14 protein-coding genes are annotated in these 19311 nt (G+C 53.5%); 4 read left to right on the plus strand and 10 right to left on the minus strand.

Features of this window, described 5'->3' with window-relative positions; translation table 11 throughout:
- Positions 1-64: 64 nt before the first annotated feature.
- Complete coding sequence (locus CCY01nite_RS02055) at positions 65-739, minus strand: SdpI family protein (RefSeq protein ID WP_186830852.1); 675 nt, start codon at positions 737-739, stop codon at positions 65-67.
- A 131-nt stretch (positions 740-870) separates the two neighbouring features.
- On the opposite strand from CCY01nite_RS02055, the gene dinB reads away from it, so the two are divergent.
- Together dinB and CCY01nite_RS02065 are read left to right on the plus strand one after the other, a co-directional pair.
- Positions 871-2103 carry a DNA polymerase IV gene (gene dinB / locus CCY01nite_RS02060; RefSeq protein ID WP_186830853.1) on the plus strand — a complete coding sequence of 411 codons (1233 nt, stop codon included), beginning with the start codon at positions 871-873 and terminating at the stop codon, positions 2101-2103.
- Between the two features lie 18 nt (positions 2104-2121).
- A complete protein-coding gene (locus CCY01nite_RS02065; protein WP_146857637.1) occupies positions 2122-5109 on the plus strand; it encodes a DNA polymerase III subunit alpha in 2988 nt (995 codons plus the stop codon).
- Positions 5110-5237: 128 nt separating this feature from the next.
- Here the strand turns inward: CCY01nite_RS02065 and CCY01nite_RS02070 are convergent, their stop codons facing one another.
- The 9 genes from CCY01nite_RS02070 to trpS form a co-directional block, all read right to left on the minus strand.
- Entirely contained in the window at positions 5238-6560 is a 1323-nt protein-coding gene (locus CCY01nite_RS02070; protein ID WP_146857638.1) for an aspartate kinase, read from the minus strand.
- A 21-nt stretch (positions 6561-6581) separates the two neighbouring features.
- Complete coding sequence (locus tag CCY01nite_RS02075; protein ID WP_146857639.1) at positions 6582-7658, minus strand: Ldh family oxidoreductase; 1077 nt, start codon at positions 7656-7658, stop codon at positions 6582-6584.
- 9 nt (positions 7659-7667) lie between these two features.
- Positions 7668-7976, minus strand: a complete 309-nt coding sequence (locus CCY01nite_RS02080; RefSeq protein ID WP_146857640.1) for a DUF3467 domain-containing protein — start codon at positions 7974-7976, stop codon at positions 7668-7670.
- Between the two features lie 334 nt (positions 7977-8310).
- Positions 8311-9792, minus strand: a complete 1482-nt coding sequence (locus CCY01nite_RS02085) for a SusD/RagB family nutrient-binding outer membrane lipoprotein (RefSeq protein WP_146857641.1) — start codon at positions 9790-9792, stop codon at positions 8311-8313.
- A gap of 18 nt (positions 9793-9810) precedes the next feature.
- A complete protein-coding gene (locus tag CCY01nite_RS02090; protein WP_146857642.1) occupies positions 9811-12987 on the minus strand; it encodes a SusC/RagA family TonB-linked outer membrane protein in 3177 nt (1058 codons plus the stop codon).
- Between the two features lie 630 nt (positions 12988-13617).
- Positions 13618-15645, minus strand: coding sequence for a ComEA family DNA-binding protein (locus CCY01nite_RS02095; RefSeq protein WP_146857643.1), 2028 nt, complete (start codon positions 15643-15645; stop codon positions 13618-13620).
- Positions 15630-16397, minus strand: coding sequence for a hypothetical protein (locus CCY01nite_RS02100; protein WP_146857644.1), 768 nt, complete (start codon positions 16395-16397; stop codon positions 15630-15632). Before CCY01nite_RS02100 ends, CCY01nite_RS02095 begins: the two co-directional genes overlap by 16 nt.
- 131 nt (positions 16398-16528) lie before the next feature.
- Entirely contained in the window at positions 16529-17161 is a 633-nt protein-coding gene (locus tag CCY01nite_RS02105) for a deoxynucleoside kinase (protein ID WP_146857645.1), read from the minus strand.
- A 33-nt stretch (positions 17162-17194) separates the two neighbouring features.
- Positions 17195-18199 (minus strand): tryptophan--tRNA ligase, encoded by a 1005-nt coding sequence (gene trpS, locus CCY01nite_RS02110; protein ID WP_146857646.1) that lies wholly within the window; start codon positions 18197-18199, stop codon positions 17195-17197.
- Between the two features lie 106 nt (positions 18200-18305).
- On the opposite strand from trpS, the gene gatC reads away from it, so the two are divergent.
- Positions 18306-18596: an Asp-tRNA(Asn)/Glu-tRNA(Gln) amidotransferase subunit GatC gene (gene gatC, locus CCY01nite_RS02115; RefSeq protein WP_146857647.1), complete on the plus strand. Its 291-nt coding sequence runs from the start codon at positions 18306-18308 to the stop codon at positions 18594-18596.
- Positions 18597-18600: 4 nt separating this feature from the next.
- Positions 18601-19311 (plus strand): ABC transporter ATP-binding protein, encoded by a 711-nt coding sequence (locus CCY01nite_RS02120; protein ID WP_146857648.1) that lies wholly within the window; start codon positions 18601-18603, stop codon positions 19309-19311.

Below are 19311 nucleotides of genomic sequence, written 5' to 3' on the forward strand. Positions count from 1 at the left end.
ATAAAAAAAGTAAGAACAGGAATAGCTCCCGTTCTTACTTTTTTTTATGCTTGCCAAAGAAAAATTAACCCTGCGTTTTGTAGTATTGCCGGTAAGAATAAATATAAGGCAGGGCCGCCAGCGCGCCCGCCGCAAAAATAAACAGGAACACGCCGCTGACCACCGTGAGGAATATTCCCCCCACGATGATGCCGATCCCCACAAATATCCATAGCAGGCTGGCCATCCGGTGCGTTTCCTTCCAGATGCCGTCGTCTTTCAGCGTCCAGGGCGTACGCACGCCCACAAAATTGTTAGGCTCCAGTCGGCGCAGGTAAAAACCGATCAGCACGATCAGTATGCCCACTCCCGCAAACACCCATTTTTCCAGGAACAATTCCCGGCCGATGCTGACCAGGTAAATGATCATCGACGTAAAAACAGCGAGATAAATATGTATCCTGAAACGGATGGCGTAATAGGCGCGAACGTGCGCGATAACGTCCGCTTCCGTGGTATCATCTTCACCGGGGCGGGGAATATAGCGGAAAAGAAAATACAGCAAACCGTTCGTGAAAAAGAGGAAGATCATCAGCAGGAGAAATTCGCTTTTGTCCCCCGCCCTGTCCGGCACACCATTCAGGTTGAAATTGGTGGGAATGATCTCCGGCAGGCTGTTCCAGATCGCCCCGAGATACACCATCGGCAGTATCAAAAGTGCCAGCAACAGCACTTCTTTAAAAAGGTCTGTTTGTTTCATGGCTGCTTTGAAATTAGTTCTATTATAATCTACAGTTATCAGGCCAATATGTTTTAAAAGTGGGAAAATAATTACTAACATTTTTAGTTTATGCTAATATTTTTAGTAATTTAGCTATAAAGACATGAGTTATGTTGCTGGATGATCAGCGCACGATCGCGCATTTTGATATGGACAGCTTCTTTGTTTCGGTGGAGTGCAAGAAAGATAACAGCCTGAAGGGCAAACCACTGCTCGTAGGCGGGCGGAGCGACCGGGCGGTGGTGGCGGCCTGCAGCTATGAAGCGCGGAAATTTGGCATTCATTCCGCTATGCCCATGAAAGTGGCGTTGCGGCTTTGTCCACATGCGATCATCCGCGGCGGGGATATGGAAGAATACAGCAAGCACTCCCGCGAAGTAACGGAGATCATTGCCGGCTCCGCGCCTTTATATGAGAAATCTTCGATCGATGAGTTTTATCTCGATCTGACGGGGATGGATAAATATTTCGGATCGTTGAAATGGACGAGCGAGCTGCGGCAGAAGATCATGAAGCAGACCAGCCTGCCGGTGTCGCTCGGCATGGCGTCCAACAAGATGGTTTCAAAGGTGGCCACTAACGAAGCGAAGCCAAACGGGCAATTATCGATTCCCTTCGGGCAGGAAAAGATCTTTCTTGCGCCGATGGCGATCGAAAAAATACCGATGGTCGGTAAGGAAACAGCCGCGCAGCTGAAACGCAGGGGTGTGGAAACGGTACGGACGCTGAGCGAGATACCGATCGGTCTGCTCGAAGCCTGGATGGGGAGGAACGGCATTGCGCTCTGGAAGAAAGCGAACGGCATCGATGAATCACCGGTGGTCCCCTACCACGAGCAGAAATCGATCTCCACGGAGAATACTTTCGGTTCGGACACGATCGATATGGAATTTCTGCATTGCGAGCTGGTGCGGATGACGGAAAAAATTGGGTTCGAGCTGCGCTCCCAGAACAAGCTGACGGGATGCGTGACCGTGAAGATCCGGTATTCGGATTTTGAAACGGTGACCCGGCAGATGAGCATTCCTTACACCGCCAGCGATCATATCCTGCTGGAAAAAGTAAAGGAGCTGTTCAACCGGCTGTACGACAGAAGGTTGCTGGTACGGTTGATCGGCGTGCGTTTCAGCCACCTGGTGTCCGGCAACTACCAGATCAGCCTGTTCGACGACACACAGGAAATGATCTCGCTGTACCAGGCGATCGACAGCATCAAAAGCCAGTATGGCTGGCAATACCTGATGCGGGGCAGCAGCAAGGCCGCGAAATTTGAGGAGAAGCTGATGCCTTACCAGAAAGATAAAAACGAGCTGATCATGAAAAAGCGTTACCCCGGTGTTTAACCCGTTCAATGAATCGAGATGTACCTGAATTGTAAAACATGGTTCAGCCTGCGGTACGGCACGATCAGCACCAGGCGGCTGGCCGCGCTCGCAAGGGAATACGGCATTACGTCCCTCGCGTTGACCAATATCAACGCTACAACGGACGCATGGATGTTCGTCAGGGAATGCCGTGAGCAGGGGATCAAGCCGGTACTGGGACTGGAATGCCGCAACGGTCATACTTTCCGCTATATCCTGCTGGCGCGGAACATGGAAGGCTGGCTGCAGATCAACCGCTTTTTATCGGCGCACCTGATGAGTGACACGCCATTCCCGGAGCAGGCGCCTTTTCTTCCGCATACGTTCGCCGTGTACGCCTGGGGAGCGCGCCCGGTGGAAACGCTGGCCCCGCACGAGCTGGCCGGCGTGAGGCCGCGGGAAGTGAACAAGCTCTTCCGCACGGATACGAAGCGGTACGCTAACAAGCTGGTGATCCTGCAGCCGCTCAGCTTCCTCGATGCCGGCCAGCATCAGCTGCACCGCGTGCTGCGCGCGGTGGACAATAACCTGCTGATCAGCCAGCTTCCGCCGGAAGAAACAGCAGGCCCCGATGAATGTTTTATTTCGCCCGCCCGCCTGCTGGAACATTTTTCGGAGCATCCCCATATTGTGCGGAACACGCTGCTGGTGATGGAAGCCTGTGAGATCGATTTCCGGTTCGGGCAGAACCTCAATAAAAAATGTTTCACCGGCAGCCGGGCGGAAGACCGCGAACGGCTGCGGGAACTGGCTTTGGAAGGAATGGCCCTGCGCTATGGGACCGATAACCGGGAAGCACGGGAAAGAGTGGAGAAGGAACTGTTTATTATCGATCAGGCGGACTTTTCCGCCTACTTCCTGATCACCTGGGATATTACCCGGTACGCCCGGCACCGGGGGTTTTTCTATGTAGGCCGGGGCAGCGGCGCCAATTCCATTGTCGCCTATTGCCTGCAGATCACCAATGTAGATCCCATTGCGCTGGACCTCTATTTCGAGCGCTTCCTGAACCCGCACCGCACCGCGCCGCCGGATTTCGATATCGACTTCTCCTGGGCCGACCGCGATGATATCATACAATATATTTTTTCCCGGTATACGGAAGAACATACCGCATTAATGGGGACCGTAGCCACTTTCCAGACCAATGCCATCGTGCGGGAACTGGGCAAAGTATACGGCCTTCCCAAACAGGAAATCGACAAAATCCTCGAAAACCCCTACCAGGTGAAGCTTGGGGAAGACAGCGTACACCAGCGCATTATCACATACGGTAAAATGCTGGCGAACAAAAACGAGGCCTTCCCCAATCACCTGAGCATCCACGCCGGCGGCATCCTCATCAGCGAAGCGCCCATCCATCAATACTGCGCCACGCACATGCCGCCCAAAGGATTCAGCACTGCGCAAATGGACATGCACATGGCCGAAGCTACCGGCCTGCACAAATTCGATATCCTCAGCCAGCGCGGCCTCGGGCATATCCGCGATTCGCTGGACATGATCCGGAAGAACAAGGGCGTGGAAATCGACATACACAACGTGGAGCCATTCATGCAGGATGAAAATGTGCAGCATGCATTGCGCACTGTGAACACCATCGGCTGCTTTTATATTGAATCGCCCGCCATGCGGCAGCTGTTGAAGAAGCTGGAATGCGATGACTATATCACCCTGGTAGCCGCCAGTTCCATCATTCGTCCCGGTGTAGCGCAGGCCGGCATGATGCGGCAGTATGTGCAGAACTTCCATGCGCCGGATAAGGTGAATTACCTCCACCCCGTCATGAAAAAGCTGCTGGCGGAAACATACGGCGTGATGGTATACCAGGAAGATGTGATCAAGGTAGCGCATCATTATGCGGACCTCGACCTGGCAGATGCGGACATTCTGCGCAGAGCCATGGCCGGCAAGTACCGCGGGGAAGATCATTTTTCAAAGATCAGGGAGCTGTTTTTCGGGAACTGCGCCAGGCTCGGGCGACCGGAAGCCGTCAGCCAGGAAGTATGGCGGCAGATCGCGAGCTTCGCGAACTTTTCTTTTTCCAAAGCGCACTCCGCCAGTTTCGCCGTGGAAAGCTACCAGAGCCTCTACCTGAAAACCTATTTCCCCGCCGAGTTCATGGTGGCCGTGATCAACAACTTCGGCGGGTTCTACAACCGGGAGCTGTATTTCCGCGAACTGGCAAAAACCGGCGTACAGATCTTTCCGCCCTGCATCAACAACAGCGATTACCTTACCAGCATCAGCGGCAACGATGTATTTACGGGATTCATTCATGTGGACCGGCTGGAAGAAGCCTGGATCAAAAAAGTGCTGAAGAACCGGGAAACCGAAGGCGCTTTCATCAGCCTTGAAAATTTTGTGGAACGTGAGAATCCCGCGCCGGAACAGCTGGAAATACTGATCCGCATCGGCGCATTTAACTTTACCGGCCACACGAAAAAAGAACTGCTGTGGAACAGTTCCGCCCTCCTGAAAAATCTTCCGCCGGACGAATGGAAGCCGCGCCTGTTCCGCGAGCCTTCGCGTGACTGGACGCTGCCGGACCTTGCCTATCACCGGCATGAAGATGCTTTTGACGAGATCGAGCTGCTGGGGTTTCCGCTTTGCTCGCCCTTCGAAGTGCTGGAACATGACCAGCGCCATTATCTGCCGGGCGCGGAGTTTGCGCAGCATCTCGGCCAATCTGTATGCACGCTCGGTTACCTCGTGTGCCTCAAACATGTTTATACCAGCAAGAACGAACCGATGTGCTTCGGAACGTTCCTTGACCGGGACAGCACGTTCATGGACACGGTGCATTTCCCCGACAGCCTGAAAAATTATCCTTTCCAGAAAAGTGGTTTTTATATCCTGGAAGGCAAGGTGATCGAGGAATTCGGCGTGTATTCGCTGGATGTGCACCGGATGCGGAAGATCGGGTACTTCGAGGACAGGCCCATGGAAACGGGGAAGCTGCGCGGCAGTTTGAGCCGGTTATAAAAGGGAAGGCCGCCGGGAATATTATACTGAACGTTTTGCAAGGGCATTCTGCTCAAAACGTTTTGCCGGACAAATGAAAAGGGCGCACCGGTGAAGGTACGCCCATGAAATATTTGTGAAACTGCTGGTCAATCCAGGTTGAACAAACCTTTGTTCAGCAGTTGCAATGTACGTTCCTTGTACTGGCCGTTCACGAGGATGGAAATATTATGACGGCTGCCGCCATAAGAGATCATCCGCAGCGGTATCTCGTTCAGGGAATCGAACAGTTTTTTAATGATGGAAGGCGTGGCCGCCACTTCATTCCCAACGATGGAAACGATCGCCTGGTGGTGATCCAGTTCCACGGTACCGAAGGGCTGCAGTTCTTTCAGTATCTGCTCCAGGTTCTTCTGATCGTCAATTGTAATGGACACGGCCACTTCGGAAGTGGTGATCATATCGATGGGCGTACGGTATTTTTCGAATATCTCGAAGATCTTGCGCAGGAACCCGTAAGCCAGCAGCATACGGCTGGATTTGATCTTGATGGCGATGATGCCGTCTTTCGCGGCGATCGCTTTTGCACCGTCGCCATTCGGCAGTTCGGTGATGATGGTGCCTTTGGCGTCCGGCTGCATGGTATTGAGCAGCTTCACCGGGATGTTGAAGTGCTGTGCGGGCCAGATGGACGCGGGGTGCAGGATCTTTGCGCCGAAGTAGGCCAGCTCGGCCGCTTCGTCGAAAGACAGCTGATCGATCGGGAAAGTTTTCTTCACTACCCGCGGGTCGTTGTTATGCATGCCGTCGATGTCCGTCCATATCTGTACTTCAGAAGCCTGGATGGCCGCGCCGATGAGGGAAGCGGAATAGTCGCTGCCGCCGCGTTTCAGGTTGTCGATCTCGCCTTTTGCATTGCGGCAGATGTATCCCTGGGTGATGAACAGGGTCTGGCCTTTCTGCTGTTCGATCAATGCGGTCAGCCGCACTTTCATGCGCGGGATCTCCGGTTCCTCGAACTCGTCGATGCTCATGAAGTCCAGCGCCGACAGCAGCACAGCGTTGATGCCGGCTTCTTCCAGGTAAGCGCAGAACAGCTTCGTGGAAAGCAGTTCGCCCTGCGCCAGGATGTCTTTGTTCAGCGCTTCGTTGAAAGATATCTTGAGAATGATGTTGAGGAATTCGAAATGTTCGTCTATAATGGCTGTTGCCTTCTCACGGCCTGCCGCTCCGCTCACCAGCTGTTCAGAAAAAGCGCGGTAGTGGCTTTCCAGCTTGTCTATCTGCTGTTTGGCCTGCACCTTTTTACCTTCGGAAAGAGACTGGCTGATCTCAACAAGGGCATTGGTGGTGCCCGATAAAGCGGACAATACCACGATCTTGGCATCAGGGTCCGCTGTTATCAACTTCGCTACGGCATGCATACGCTCCGGTTTTCCAACCGAGGTTCCGCCAAATTTCAAGACTTTCATTAGTTGTTAAAGTATATATGCTTAAAAATCGATTTTAAATTTCATCGCTACTTCACCGAGATCTTTTACCACCGGTTCCAGCAACGGTATGCCACTGATCCGCCGGTCGGCTTCCATTTCCCGCTCCGGATCGCCGGGTATCAGCACTTTTTCCTGTCCCGCTACGGTTTCCGCGCTCCTGAAACGGTTGATCCAGGTGTCCATATGTTCCTTGAACTCGTCCGCCGGGCGGAAGGCATCTACCCGCATGGCGCCGAAGAAATGGCCCAGCCCTTTGCCCACCGGGTCCGGCGGCAGGGGCAGGAAACTCACGAACGGCGGCGCCCAGGGGCCGTAGTTGGCGCCTGAAAGCACGGCCGAAAATATATCAACTATTGCACCCAGACAATACCCCTTGTGACTGCCGTGCTCGCGGTCGCCGCCAAGCGGCAGCAAAGCCCCGCCGCTCTTCAGTTCATTGGGATTGCTGCTGGGAATGCCGACTTTGTCCTGTATCCAGCCAAGCGGCGCTTCCTGCTGCTTGCGCTGCAGTATTTCCAGCTTGCCGTTGGCTGCGGTGGTCGTGGCAAAATCCGCCACAAAGGGCGGCTGCTCTTTGGCCGGAATAGCTACGGCGATGGGATTGGTGCCGAGCATCCGCTCCGTGGCAAAGGTGGGCGCCACGAGGGGGCTGGCATTGGTCATGGCCATACCGACCATATCATGTTCCAGCGCTTTCATCGCGTGGTATCCCGCAATACCGAAGTGATTGGAATTGCGGACGCTGACCCAGCCCGTACCGGCCGTTTGGGCTTTGCTGATCGCCACCTGCATGGCAAAAGGCGCCACCACCAGGCCGAGGCCGCTGTCCCCGTCCACTACCGCCGTGCTCGGCGATTCGTGAACGATACGGATATCGGGCGTGGCGTTGATGCGGCCTGCTTCCCAGAGGCGAACGTAGCCGGAAAGCCTTGCAACACCGTGTGAATCAATCCCCCGGAGGTCGGCGGACAGCAATACGGTGGCGGCCAGCCGCGCCTGGTCCTGCGGGCAGCCGATCTTTATAAAAACTTCTTCTGTAAATGTGCTGAGATGCTCGTAGGAAAAAACTTGCTCCATTCTTGTAAATTATGCCTGTGCGGTGGGCCCGCCGAAGTTCATGGGAACGGTAACCGGTTCCTGGTCCTGGATCGTACCGTGGGCGGATTCATATTTTTTGATATTGTCCACCATGGCTTTCATCAGGCGTTTGGCGTGCTGAGGCGTCAGAATGATGCGGGATTTCACTTTTGCCTTGGGTAAACCGGGCATCACATTGATAAAATCCACGACAAATTCGGACGGAGAATGGGTGATAATAGCCAGGTTGGCATAGGTGCCGTCCGCTATTTCCTCGCTCAATTCAATATTGAGCTGCTGCTCATTTTGATTTTCCATGGTACAAAAGTAAAGAACCCCTTCGGGATTTGCAGGCTTGTTTTTTTGAATATCGGGGAATTGGAAGGACGGGCCGCCGCGGGGGCGGCGAAATAATGCGGGTTGGCCGGGAGCAGCCGGAGGACGGGCGAAATGCAGCCGAGGTAACCATCGGAGAGCAAGCGAAATAATGCGGATTGGCCGCAAGCAGCCGGAGGACGGCGAAATGCAGCCGAAGCAACCATCGGAGAGCAGGCGAAATATGCAGTTGGCCGCGAGCAGCCAGGGAAAAAACAAGCCCGGCGCAAGACAGCGCCGGGCCCTTACCAATTTCTATAAAAGTAAACGATTGGGGTTAAGGTTTGTCCCACCAAAGCCTGGTGGATAATTCGTCCGGCCCCTGTGCGGCGACAATGGCCTTATAATTTTCGGTATTGAGATCGCGTTCGGTACTGATATAACATTGCCTGCGGGGTATCTGTCCACCTACATTCACCGCATCCGGCGCGGGGGACAATACCGGGTAGCCGGTCCTCCGCCATTCCGCCCAGGCTTCGTAGCCGTTGCCGAGGTAGAAATTGATCCATTTCTGCGTCTGAATCCTTTCCAGCTTCTGCGCCGCAGTTTGTGCCGGCAGCAGCACAACGGCCGGTGATAAAGGATAAACGGTGGTGTCGGTTTCAGCTACCGTGTTTTTTGCCAGTACATTCCATTTTTTGATGGAAGCGATAATGCCTTTGTTGTACCAGCTGATCGCTTCCGCGTCCCCACCGGGTATCCAGCCGATGAGCGCCGCTTCCGCCATCGTAAAACATACCTGTGCGTAAGAGGTAAGAATGCTCGGGAAGGCTTGTCCGGCCGGCACCGTGCCGATCAGGCTGTACGCCGAAGTGGAAAATTGCTCGTTCACGCCATAGGGAACGCCCTTGTAGGTGCCCGGGGCATTGGCGGGAGAACGGGCGAAGATCGGCAGGCGGGGGTCCGCCATCGCTTTCAGCTTGTCTATGAACACTTCGCTGACGCCGTAGTCGTAACGGCTTCTGTAGTTGGTGTACCAGGGACTCTCGAAAGCCTGTGTGGCCTGGTAGCTATAAGTAGCATCATCATCAATGCTGGTCATCAGTCCTGCCGCCACAGCTTCCTGGAAAGCGGTGCGTCCCGCCTCGGCGTCTTCTGTTTCCGAGATGCGCAGCGCGGCGATCGCGCGGAGGGAATTGCCCCATCTCTTCCAGCGTTGCCAGTTGCCGTCAAACAGCGGATCATTGGGCATGGCGGTGGTGATCTGCGCGGGCGCTTCTTTTAATTCTTTGAGCAGATCGGCGTAGATCGTTTTCTGGTCGTCGAATTTCGGTTTGATGTTTTCCGTGCCTTGCAGCGCTTCGGAGTAAGGGATCGCGCCCCATCTATCCGTCATTGTCAGCATAAGAAATGCGCGCAAGGTACGCGCATGGCCGAGCTGATTGGCATTCGGACTGTTATCCGTCACCTCTTTGGAATCTTTTGTTTCAGGATCGGTATTCAGCTCGATGATCCGCGTTAGGTCCATCAGCGGGCCGGTGTAGATCGCGTTGTAGCTGTATTCCCGGTTAAAGTACCGGGATTCGTTGTTGTAGATAAATTCCGCGAGGTGCTGCACGTACAGCTGGCCGCCGGCCGCATTGGTAACACCTGCGAGGCCGACCACGGCGCTGCCGAAAAGGAACTTGGTACTTGGCTGCGGGGGCGTGTTGGGATTCACGTTCATATCCCCGAAATCCTTCTTGCAGGATACGGCGGCTGTCATGAAGATTCCCAGCATCGCCGCAGAAGCCATATATTTTAAGCTGATGAGTTTCATATCTGCTTCGGTTTGATGTTAGAAATTAACTTTTACGTTAAACCCGATGGACCTGGTGCCGGGCAGCTGGCCGCCTTCCAGCCAGGAGGTTTCCAGTTCTGAAGGGTCGAAACCTTTTGCCTTGGTGTAGATCAGCCAGAGGTTCTGCCCGATCACGGAAACGCTCAGCCCTTTGATCGGCGTCCGCTGGAAAATACGGGACGGCAGCGTGTAGCCGATGGACAGCTCACGGAGTTTGACGTACGTAGCGTCGTACGTCCAGTTTTCCCAAAGCGAGAACAGGTAGGATTCGTACAGGTCTTTCGTGTCCGCGTATACTTCATTCGGCTTGCCGGTATTGGCATTGATCGCATCGAGCCGGATGCCGCCGCCTTCATCTACGGGATCGCGCTTGGGATTGCCTTTGTCGTTATTGCCCACGGTTTCTATACCAAGACCGGAGCCTGCGTTGAACATCTTCGAGATAGAAACAAACCGGCCGCCGATCTGGAAGTCCGTTGCGAAATTCAGGAAGAAGTTCTTGTAGGTGATACCGGAAGAAATACCGCCTGTCACATCCGGCGTTACATAACCGAGTTCCTTCGTGTTGGTCATCAGCGGATAACCGTCATCATCCACCAATATCTTCTGCGTAGCGGAATCGCGCTGGAAACCGCCGCCGATGATCAATCCGTAAGATTGTCCTTTCATCGCATTCAGGGAAACGCGCGGGGAACCTACGAAACCGAAGGACAGCGCGGAACCGTCCAGCGCCACCTGCAGGTTGTTGATATCTCCATACAGCGAAACCACCTTGTTCTTGAAGAAAGCAAAGTTGACATCGATGTCCCAGTTAAAATCTTCTGTTTTGACGGGCGTTGCGCCGATGGAGAACTCCCATCCTTTATTCGTCATTTCACCCGCGTTGATCACCTGGCCGGAATAGCCGGATGAATTGGGCAGGGAGATATTCACGATCTGGTCGATGTTACGGCGGAAGAAATAGTTTACATCCACCCTTGCGCGGTTGTTGAAAAATTGCAGTTCAGTGCCTATTTCGTAGCTGGTGGACAGCGCAGGCTTCAGGTTGTCGTTAGGCCGCGTGTCCGGCACGTTCTGACGGGCGTAGGTCACCGTGGCGGAGCCTACCGACTTGGGGAAGTTGGTACCGAGCGGGAACGTTTCGTATACATTGTACGGATCAACGTCGGAACCCAGGCGTGCCACGGAAGCGCGCAGCTTACCGAAGCTCAGCACATTCCTGTTGCTGAACAGCTCGGTGAATACAAATGCGCCGGACACACCGCCATAAACATACGAGTTGTTGTTATCCGGCAAAGTGGACGAAATATCGTTGCGGATAGACACGTCCAGGAACAACATATCGCGGAACCCCGCGGACGCATATCCGAAAAGGCTGTTGGTCTGGCGGTTGGACATAAAGTTGGTGGCTACTTTTTCGTTCAGCGAGTTGCTGACGTTGTAAACGTTCGGCACAATGAAGCCGCCGGCAGTGGCGGCAGTAACAAGGTAACGCTTGCGTTTGTTGATTTCTCCGAACACCCCGGCCCTGAAGGAAATATCGTTGAAGGTCCTGTCGTACTCGAGGCTGGCAAGGTAGCTGGTTTCTGTACGCTTGTCCTCATTCGTGCTGAACGAAGCGGGGTTCAGCGTGAAGGAGGCCACGCGGTTATCCCCGTTGAAATTCACAAAAGTTCCGCGGCCGATAACGGAAGCTTTAAAGCCGTTGAGGAAGCTGTATGCGAGGGTCAGATGGCCGAACACGGTCTGCTCGTAATTGTTCCGCACGTTTTCATATGCTTCGGTGTAGGGATTGTCCCAGTACTTCGGCGTAACATTCGTGGGTGATGTGATGTTCCAGCTGCGGAAGCTTCCATCGGAGCGTTTATAGTATTCTTTCAGCTTGTCCGTTTCAATGTTCCGGTGGAACCACTGGTTGAAGGAGCCCGCGGTCTGCGTGCCATATCCTTCCCGCGGAATGTTGAACCCGTATTCATACACGTAGTTCACGTTGGTGGATACGGTCAGGTTCTGCGTCAGGTCCACGGAGCCGGTGTAAGTCACCCAGTTCTTCTGCTGTTTGGAGTTGGGAATTACACCGGTGCGGGTGAGGTTGGTGAAGGAAAAGCGGTTGCTGTACCCGTCCCCGTTCTTTGAAAAAGCAACGGTGGTGTTGTTGGCGACGCCTGTTTCAAAATAGTCGCGGACGTTGTTCTTCTGTGCCACAAAGGGTTTCAGCTTACCGAAATCGGCGCCTACGGTGGGGTCCCAGGCGTACCAGGGCGCATGCATGGTGCCGTCCAGTTTCGGGCCCCAGCTTTCATCCACTTCATAGTTATAATACCTGGCGCCGTCCAGTACTTCCAGCACCGGGTTATGCAGCGCGGGATTGTACTCGAAAACGTTCCATTCCTGGGAGCTTCCGCCACCATATTCATTCTGGTATTCCGGTAGCACGTACACTCTTTCGAAAGTGGTGGTGTGGTTCAGCGTTACCCCGATGCCGGAGCCGCCGGATTTTTTGGTGGAGATCACCACGGCGCCTTCCGATGCGCGTTGCCCGTACAAGGCAGTGGCAGCAGGGCCTTTAAGAACGGTGAGCGATGCAACATCATCCGGGTTGATGGAAGAAACCGGTGTGATCACGCCGTCCACCACATAGATGGGATTGCCACCGGTGAGATTGTTCACACCACGCAGGCGGATCTGGGTGGTGCCGAACTTCGCGCCGGAGCCGCCGCGCAGCTGCACGCCAGCCACTTTACCGGCAATCGCGGTGTTGAGGTCTACCTGCTTTGTTTGTGTGATCTTGTCTGATTTGATCTCCTGCACCGCATAACCGAGCGACTTTTTCGCCCGGTTCACGCCCAGTGCGGTTACCACTACTTCCTGCAGGCTTTGGGCATCGGAAGCAAGTGTGACGTTGAAGGAAGTTTGTGAGCCTACCGGGATTTCCTGTTGAAGGAACCCAACGCTCCGGATGATCAGGATAACATCGTCGCCGGAAACAGGAAGCGAAAAATTCCCGTTTTGATCAGCAGTAGTTCCCGAAGTGGTGCCTTTAATCTGTATAGTGGCAAACGCAACCGGAGATCCGTCGTCTCCTACCACTTTACCTGTCACCCGGCGCTGCTGTGCGAACGCCAGGCTGACACTCACCATAAGCATGGTGAAAAACAGCAAAGCTTTTTTCATAAAAAAAAGTTCAGATTTTGGATGATAAACAACTAGTTTCTAAAAATTGGCGGATACTGGTTTAGATTTTTCTCAAGTCATAAAAAGGATTTAGAAGTTGATGAGCCTTAAAAAACAGTTTAATGATCGACACTGCATTCAATAAGTTCATACAGGTTTTACGGGTTAGTGATGAGGCACGCGCATGTCTTTCCCTTTAAACAGTTAATCTTTTAAATGTTTATCACCTGGGTTACCCTAAAAAAATAAAAAATGAGCAGGCAGAAGAATGGCTAGTCCTTTACCGCAGTTCCTGCTGTTGTTCTAGGTTTTTGTTGTAATCTGATACATGCTTACGGGTTTAGATTTAGATGTTGATACTTGACTTTGTGTAAAGGACTTCGGTTGTCCTTATCTCTTTCAGATTTTGGATTCTATTCGTTCTCAGATCTTGGATGTCTACTGTAATTTAATAATTTTTCCATTTCACAAAATCAACGTGGTTAATTTTTTGTTAAAGAACGTACTTGATAATTTCATATCTAAATGATATCCAACTAGATAAGTTCATAAAAATTCCTGAAAAAAATTTCTTCCTCCACTTCCCGCATGCTCTGCTGAAAAAAAAGTAACGGGAGAAAGCATTTACCGTCAAAACTCCCACTGCATCTGTACTTGCAGGTTACTACGCTTGTTTCCCGGAATAAGGTCCCAACCAGATCCGGTACCCTCGGCATCCGGGTACACGCCGTGCTGCCAGCGGCACCACAGCGCTAAATCTTCCGAAAGGCGGCACTGCGCTTGTGCCTGCACAGACCACCCTTTGCCGGACAGGCGCAACAATGAGTTGTCCCCCGGAAACCCTTGCCCGGAAAGGAAAACGCCCTCTCCTTCCGCTGTATCAAACCAGGTATGCCCCGCCGAAAAGCGCCATGCTTTTTTCCACTTCACCTGCCATTGCTGGTGTACCATCCAGGATTCCTGCCCGGTTTGATGATAGCGGCCCGCCAGCACCCTGCATTTCCACGCAACGGACGGCAACGGCTGCATACTGAACTGGCAGCGCAGCTGCTGCCTTGGGCGGCGGATCACATGGTATGGCGGCAACTCATGTTCAGGAGCATTCTGCGGTTTGTTTTCATAGCGGTATTGTATTGTCATTGCCGTTGTTTTATCCGGATGCCAGGCCAATGCCATCAGTGCGTCATAACCGCCGGATGGCTTGCTGACCCTGTATCTCAGCCAGGGAAAACGGAATACATCGGCATAGGCTGATAACTCCCAGCGTGAGCCCCACTTCAACAGCAAAGCCGTGTACAGACCGGATTCGTTTGAAACGGTACTGCTTTCCCCGAATGCGTTGCCGTATAACGTTTGGTACGCGGGATCTTCATGCCGGTACAGCAGCGCCACGTCCGCGCCATGCGCCAGCGAAGCGAGCATTCCCTGCAGGAACGCGACGCGCCCATGTTTATCCGCCGCCACTTCACCGAAGAAATGAAAATTACGCCAGCCAAAAGCATGGTCCAGGCTCGTGTTGAAATAGGTGTTGCCTTCAAATCCAAACAACTTGTACATGTCATCACTCTTGCGCAAGGTTTTCGAAAACCGGTGCATCATTACATTCCAGGCGAGGTGCCCGTTCCCCTGCCGCCATTTCACCACAGCCCCGGCGCTATGCTGCAATATGTTTCCCTGCAGCGCCAGCTCCGCCGCCGTCCGGTGATACCCGGTACTGACAAGCGATCCGCTGTATTCACCAATGGCGGAATCACCCGGACTACGCGCATCCAGGCGCCGGCGGGACCCAAAGCCCGTCACCTCCCACCGCCCGCGCTGCCACGTCATCCCCAGGCCCCTGTAAAAAAAGAACTCGCCGGCGGAAGCGTAAGGCCGGAGCACATCACCTTCCCTTTTAACCTGCATGACCACCGCGCTTTTTCCGAATGCGAGGCCATGCCACTGCACAAGCCCCTGCCCCATATTCACCGTGAAATCGCCAAGCGCCAGCGCTTTCACGCGGCCCATCCGTTGCAGGAAAACATGCCAACCATAATGATCAAACCCCTTCCGCTGCGCGCCCCGGAAAAACTGCTCGCCCGCGTCCTTTTCCATCACCAGCCCCCAGCTGGCGTAGCGGGACAACTGGTAGCGATAGCGCAGCATGATCCTTTCTGCGCTTCCGTTGTAATGCGCACCGGCGCTGTCGTTGTGCAAATACCCTTTTGCCGTTTGCAGTGGCCGGAAATACCGCAGCAGCACAACATGCTTTCCCCTGGTCACATAATCTTTCCAGGTATAGTAGGGCTCCAGTTCCGTGCCTGCTTCCACAAACGGCAGCAGGCGGCGTATAAGCGGAAGATCAAAACCCGGCACAGCCTGCAGCTCGTAGATACTGATCAGCGGTCCCAATAATTTCCTGTAAAGCAGGAACTGCGACACCTGCAACGCATCCAGCAAACCCAGTGACTGCAAAGCCCCCGCGTCAGCCGTATTCAGGTTCAGCCGGCGGCGCGCGAACGCCTGCAATGTTTGCGTATGTTCATCCTCCTCCGGCAGCGGCACTTCCTGATCCGTTTGTTCCCCCAATTGCTCCAGCTGCGCCGATGTTTCTTCCTCCTGCGCATATACCGTGATGCAGAACATGAAGCACACAACGGTCATCATTCCTTTCCCCATGCCACCATCATTGAAGGCGTGATCCCCAAAGGCAGGTGATAGCTGCCGCAAACATTGATCCGCAGATCGCCCACACGATAACCGATCCCCGCAAACTGCATTGCCGGCTGCGTAACAAAACCGCCCATCGCCCAGAACCTCGTCACCGGCCGGTATGCGATGCAAATGCGTGTGGACAACGGCATGGAAGCCTCCTTCCTCCATTCCCCCTCCACCAGGAACTGCGGCGAAGGCTCATACCCCAGCCCCGCTACATACACCGCCGGCGGACCTCCACTGCCGGAAGGATTGAATATCTGCAACCCGATCCTGCAATGCTCGGTCAACCGCCCAACAAGCCCGATCCTCCCGCTCACGCCCCCTGCACCGTAGCCCGGCATCCGCGTCCGCCTGTAATCCAGCTGCAGCCCCGCTTTCAGACGATTCCCCAACGGCAGGGCGTACGCCAGCCCCACCCACTGCTCCCGGTACAATGCATACCCGTATTGCCACAACATCATCCCCAATACACCGGACGAAACCGGCATCCCTAACGTCAACGCATATCCGCTCATTTCTTTCAACAGAAACCTGCGCTCCGAAAAAATACCGATGGAAAGATGATGAAGGTCCGCCAGCGAAGCCGTGTTCCTGAACTGCGGGACCATCTGTGAAAAGCTCCGGCTGTAAGCCCCCGGGAACGGCGATTCGGGGACCTGCGCAAATAATACGTGCGCATAAAAGGCACAAACAATGATCAACATATACTGCATAGCTGTGGTTGAACAAACAAAAAAATAGTACGCAGTAAAAGTAGGAGAAGCACGCATCCGCGCCAAAAAAAATATCTCCGGATTTCGGAGATGAATGTGCGAAATCCGGAGATATAAAATATTGAAATCCGTTAGAACAAGCCGTGCAACTCGGAATCTATCCGCGAGATAACCTCGCCCAGATCTTCGTCCCTGTCCGGGAATTTATTCTTGTCCACATCAATGATCAGCAACGGTCCATCCTGGTACTTCTCTATCCAGGAATTGTAAAATTCGTTCAGCCGTTTAAGATAGTCCAGGCGGATATTTTCTTCGTATTCCCTTCCTCTTTTCTGTATCTGCGCAACGAGCGTAGGCACCGACGCCTGCAGGTAGATCAGCAGGTCCGGCGGCTTTACCATCGATTTCAGGGTTTCGAAAAAGTTGAAATAATTATCGAAATCGCGTTTCGTCATCAGCCCCATTTCGTACAGGTTGGGCGCGAAAATGTGGGCATCTTCGTAGATGGTGCGGTCCTGTATCACGGTTTCTTTCCCATGCTGAATGTCTACCAGCTGCTTGATGCGGCTGTGCAGAAAGTATATCTGAAGGTTGAATGACCAGCGGGGCATGTCATCGTAAAAGTCGATCAGATATGGGTTGTGCTCAACATCTTCGAACTGGGGCGTCCACCGGTAGTGTTTCGCCAACATTTCCGTAAGCGTGGTTTTTCCTGCGCCGATATTGCCGGCTACCGCAATGTGCTTGATCTTATTTTTTGCCATGCATGGGGGAATAATGTAACAAGTTATGGAAAATCAGTAATAGTTAATACCCATTAATTTACGGGCTTCCTGCAGGGTCCTGGTGGCGGACTCCCGGGCTTTTTCAGCGCCCTGGCGCATGATGCGGTTCAGGTAAGCCTGGTCCTGGCGGATGCTTTCCGCCTTTTCGCGGATGGGCGCGATGAAGGCCACCATATCTTCCGCCAGCTGCTTTTTCATATCGCCGTAGCGGATGCCGCAGTTATTGAATGCATCTTCGAACGTTTGCACGGTCTCCGGGGCCGATACAAGCCGCATCAGGGTAAAGAGGTTGGCAATATAATCAGGCATCAGGGAATTGGGCTCCTGCGGGCCCGCGTCGGTTTTTGCTTTTTTGATCTTGTTACGGATCGCATCATCCGTATCACTGAGGTAAAGCGTAGCGTTCTCGTTCTCGCTCTTGCTCATCTTGCCGTTCCCGTCCAGGCTCATGATCCTTACAAGATCGTCGCCATAATTGAATGCCACGGGTTCGGGGAAAAGATAGCCGTAACGGTTATTGAAGCGCTGCGCGAAGTTGCGGCTCATTTCAAGATGCTGCTCCTGGTCTTTCCCTACCGGCACTTTCAATCCGCGGTGGATGAGGATGTCGGCGGACATGAGCACGGGGTACGTCAGCAGTCCCGCGTTCACGTTATCAGGGTTCTGGCGCACCTTGTCCTTGAACGTCGGCACTTTTTCCAGCTCTCCCTTGTACGCCATCATGTTCAGCAGCAGGTACAGCTCCGCGATCTCCGGTACGTCGCTTTGCGCATACAGGATCACCTTCTCCGGGTCCAGGCCGGAAGCAATATTCTCCGCCAGCACCCTGAACACGTTCCCCCGCAGATCCTTCGGATCGGGATGCGTGGTGAGGGAATGCCAGTCCGCCACAAAGAAGTAACAGTTAAACTCTTCCTGCATCCGTATATAGTTACGGATGGCGCCAAAATAATTTCCCAGGTGTAAAATACCGGTAGAGCGGATGCCGCTGACAACGATTTCTTTTTCCTTTCCCATATCGGGGCGCAATTTAAGAAATTTTTAACCCGTAACTTTGCCAACTGGTCACATTTATCACATATATTGATACTATTTATTAGCTTTAATACGTTAATTTGAACTTATGGAAGTGAATGACGCACTGATACAGCAACTGGCTACGCTGGCAAGGCTGGAGATCAATGCCGGTGAAAGCGAAGAGATCCGGCACGACCTCCAACGGATGATCACGTTCGTGGAGAAGCTCGGGGAGCTGGATACCACCGATGTAAAACCCTTGCTGCATATGACCTCTGACACCAATGTGATGCGGGAAGACGAAGTGCTGCCGCTGATCAGCCGGGAAGAAGGCCTGCAGAACGCCCCCTCGCACAACGAGGAATATTTCAAAGTCCCTAAAGTAATCAAGAAGTAAAGCCATGGCCAATTCCGTCATCCATCTGGAAGAAATCCGCAAAAGCTATTTTATCGGCAAGAACGAACTGCCCGTGCTCAAAGGCGTGTCGCTTGATATTTTCAAGAACGAATACGTTGCCCTGATGGGCCCCTCCGGCTCCGGCAAATCTACGCTGATGAATATCCTTGGCGCGCTGGACACGCCCACTTCGGGCAAATACGTGCTGAGCGGCCATGATGTGAGCAAGATGGAAGACAACGACCTGGCCCGCATCCGCAATAAAGAGATCGGCTTTGTATTTCAGCAGTTCAACCTGATGCCCCGCCTTTCCGCCCTGGAAAACGTGGCCGTACCACTGATCTACGGCGGCATCGGCAAGCGTGAAAGAGAAGAAAAGGCAAGGGAAATGCTGGAAAAAGTGGGACTGGGCGACCGTTACAAACATAAACCCAACGAGCTTTCAGGCGGACAGTGCCAGCGTGTGGCCATTGCCCGCGCCCTGGTGAACTCCCCTTCCCTGATCCTGGCGGACGAGCCGACGGGTAACCTGGATACGAAGACTTCCATCGAGATCATGGAGATATTCGGGAAGATCCACGATTCCGGCAATACGGTGGTGCTGGTAACACATGAAGAGGATATTGCGGCGCATGCCAAACGTGTGATCCGCCTGCGGGACGGCGTAATTGAATCCGACCGGCTGAATGAGCATGTGGTCGTCGCGGCGCATTAA

Source organism: Chitinophaga cymbidii (assembly GCF_007992715.1).
Lineage (GTDB): Bacteria > Bacteroidota > Bacteroidia > Chitinophagales > Chitinophagaceae > Chitinophaga > Chitinophaga cymbidii.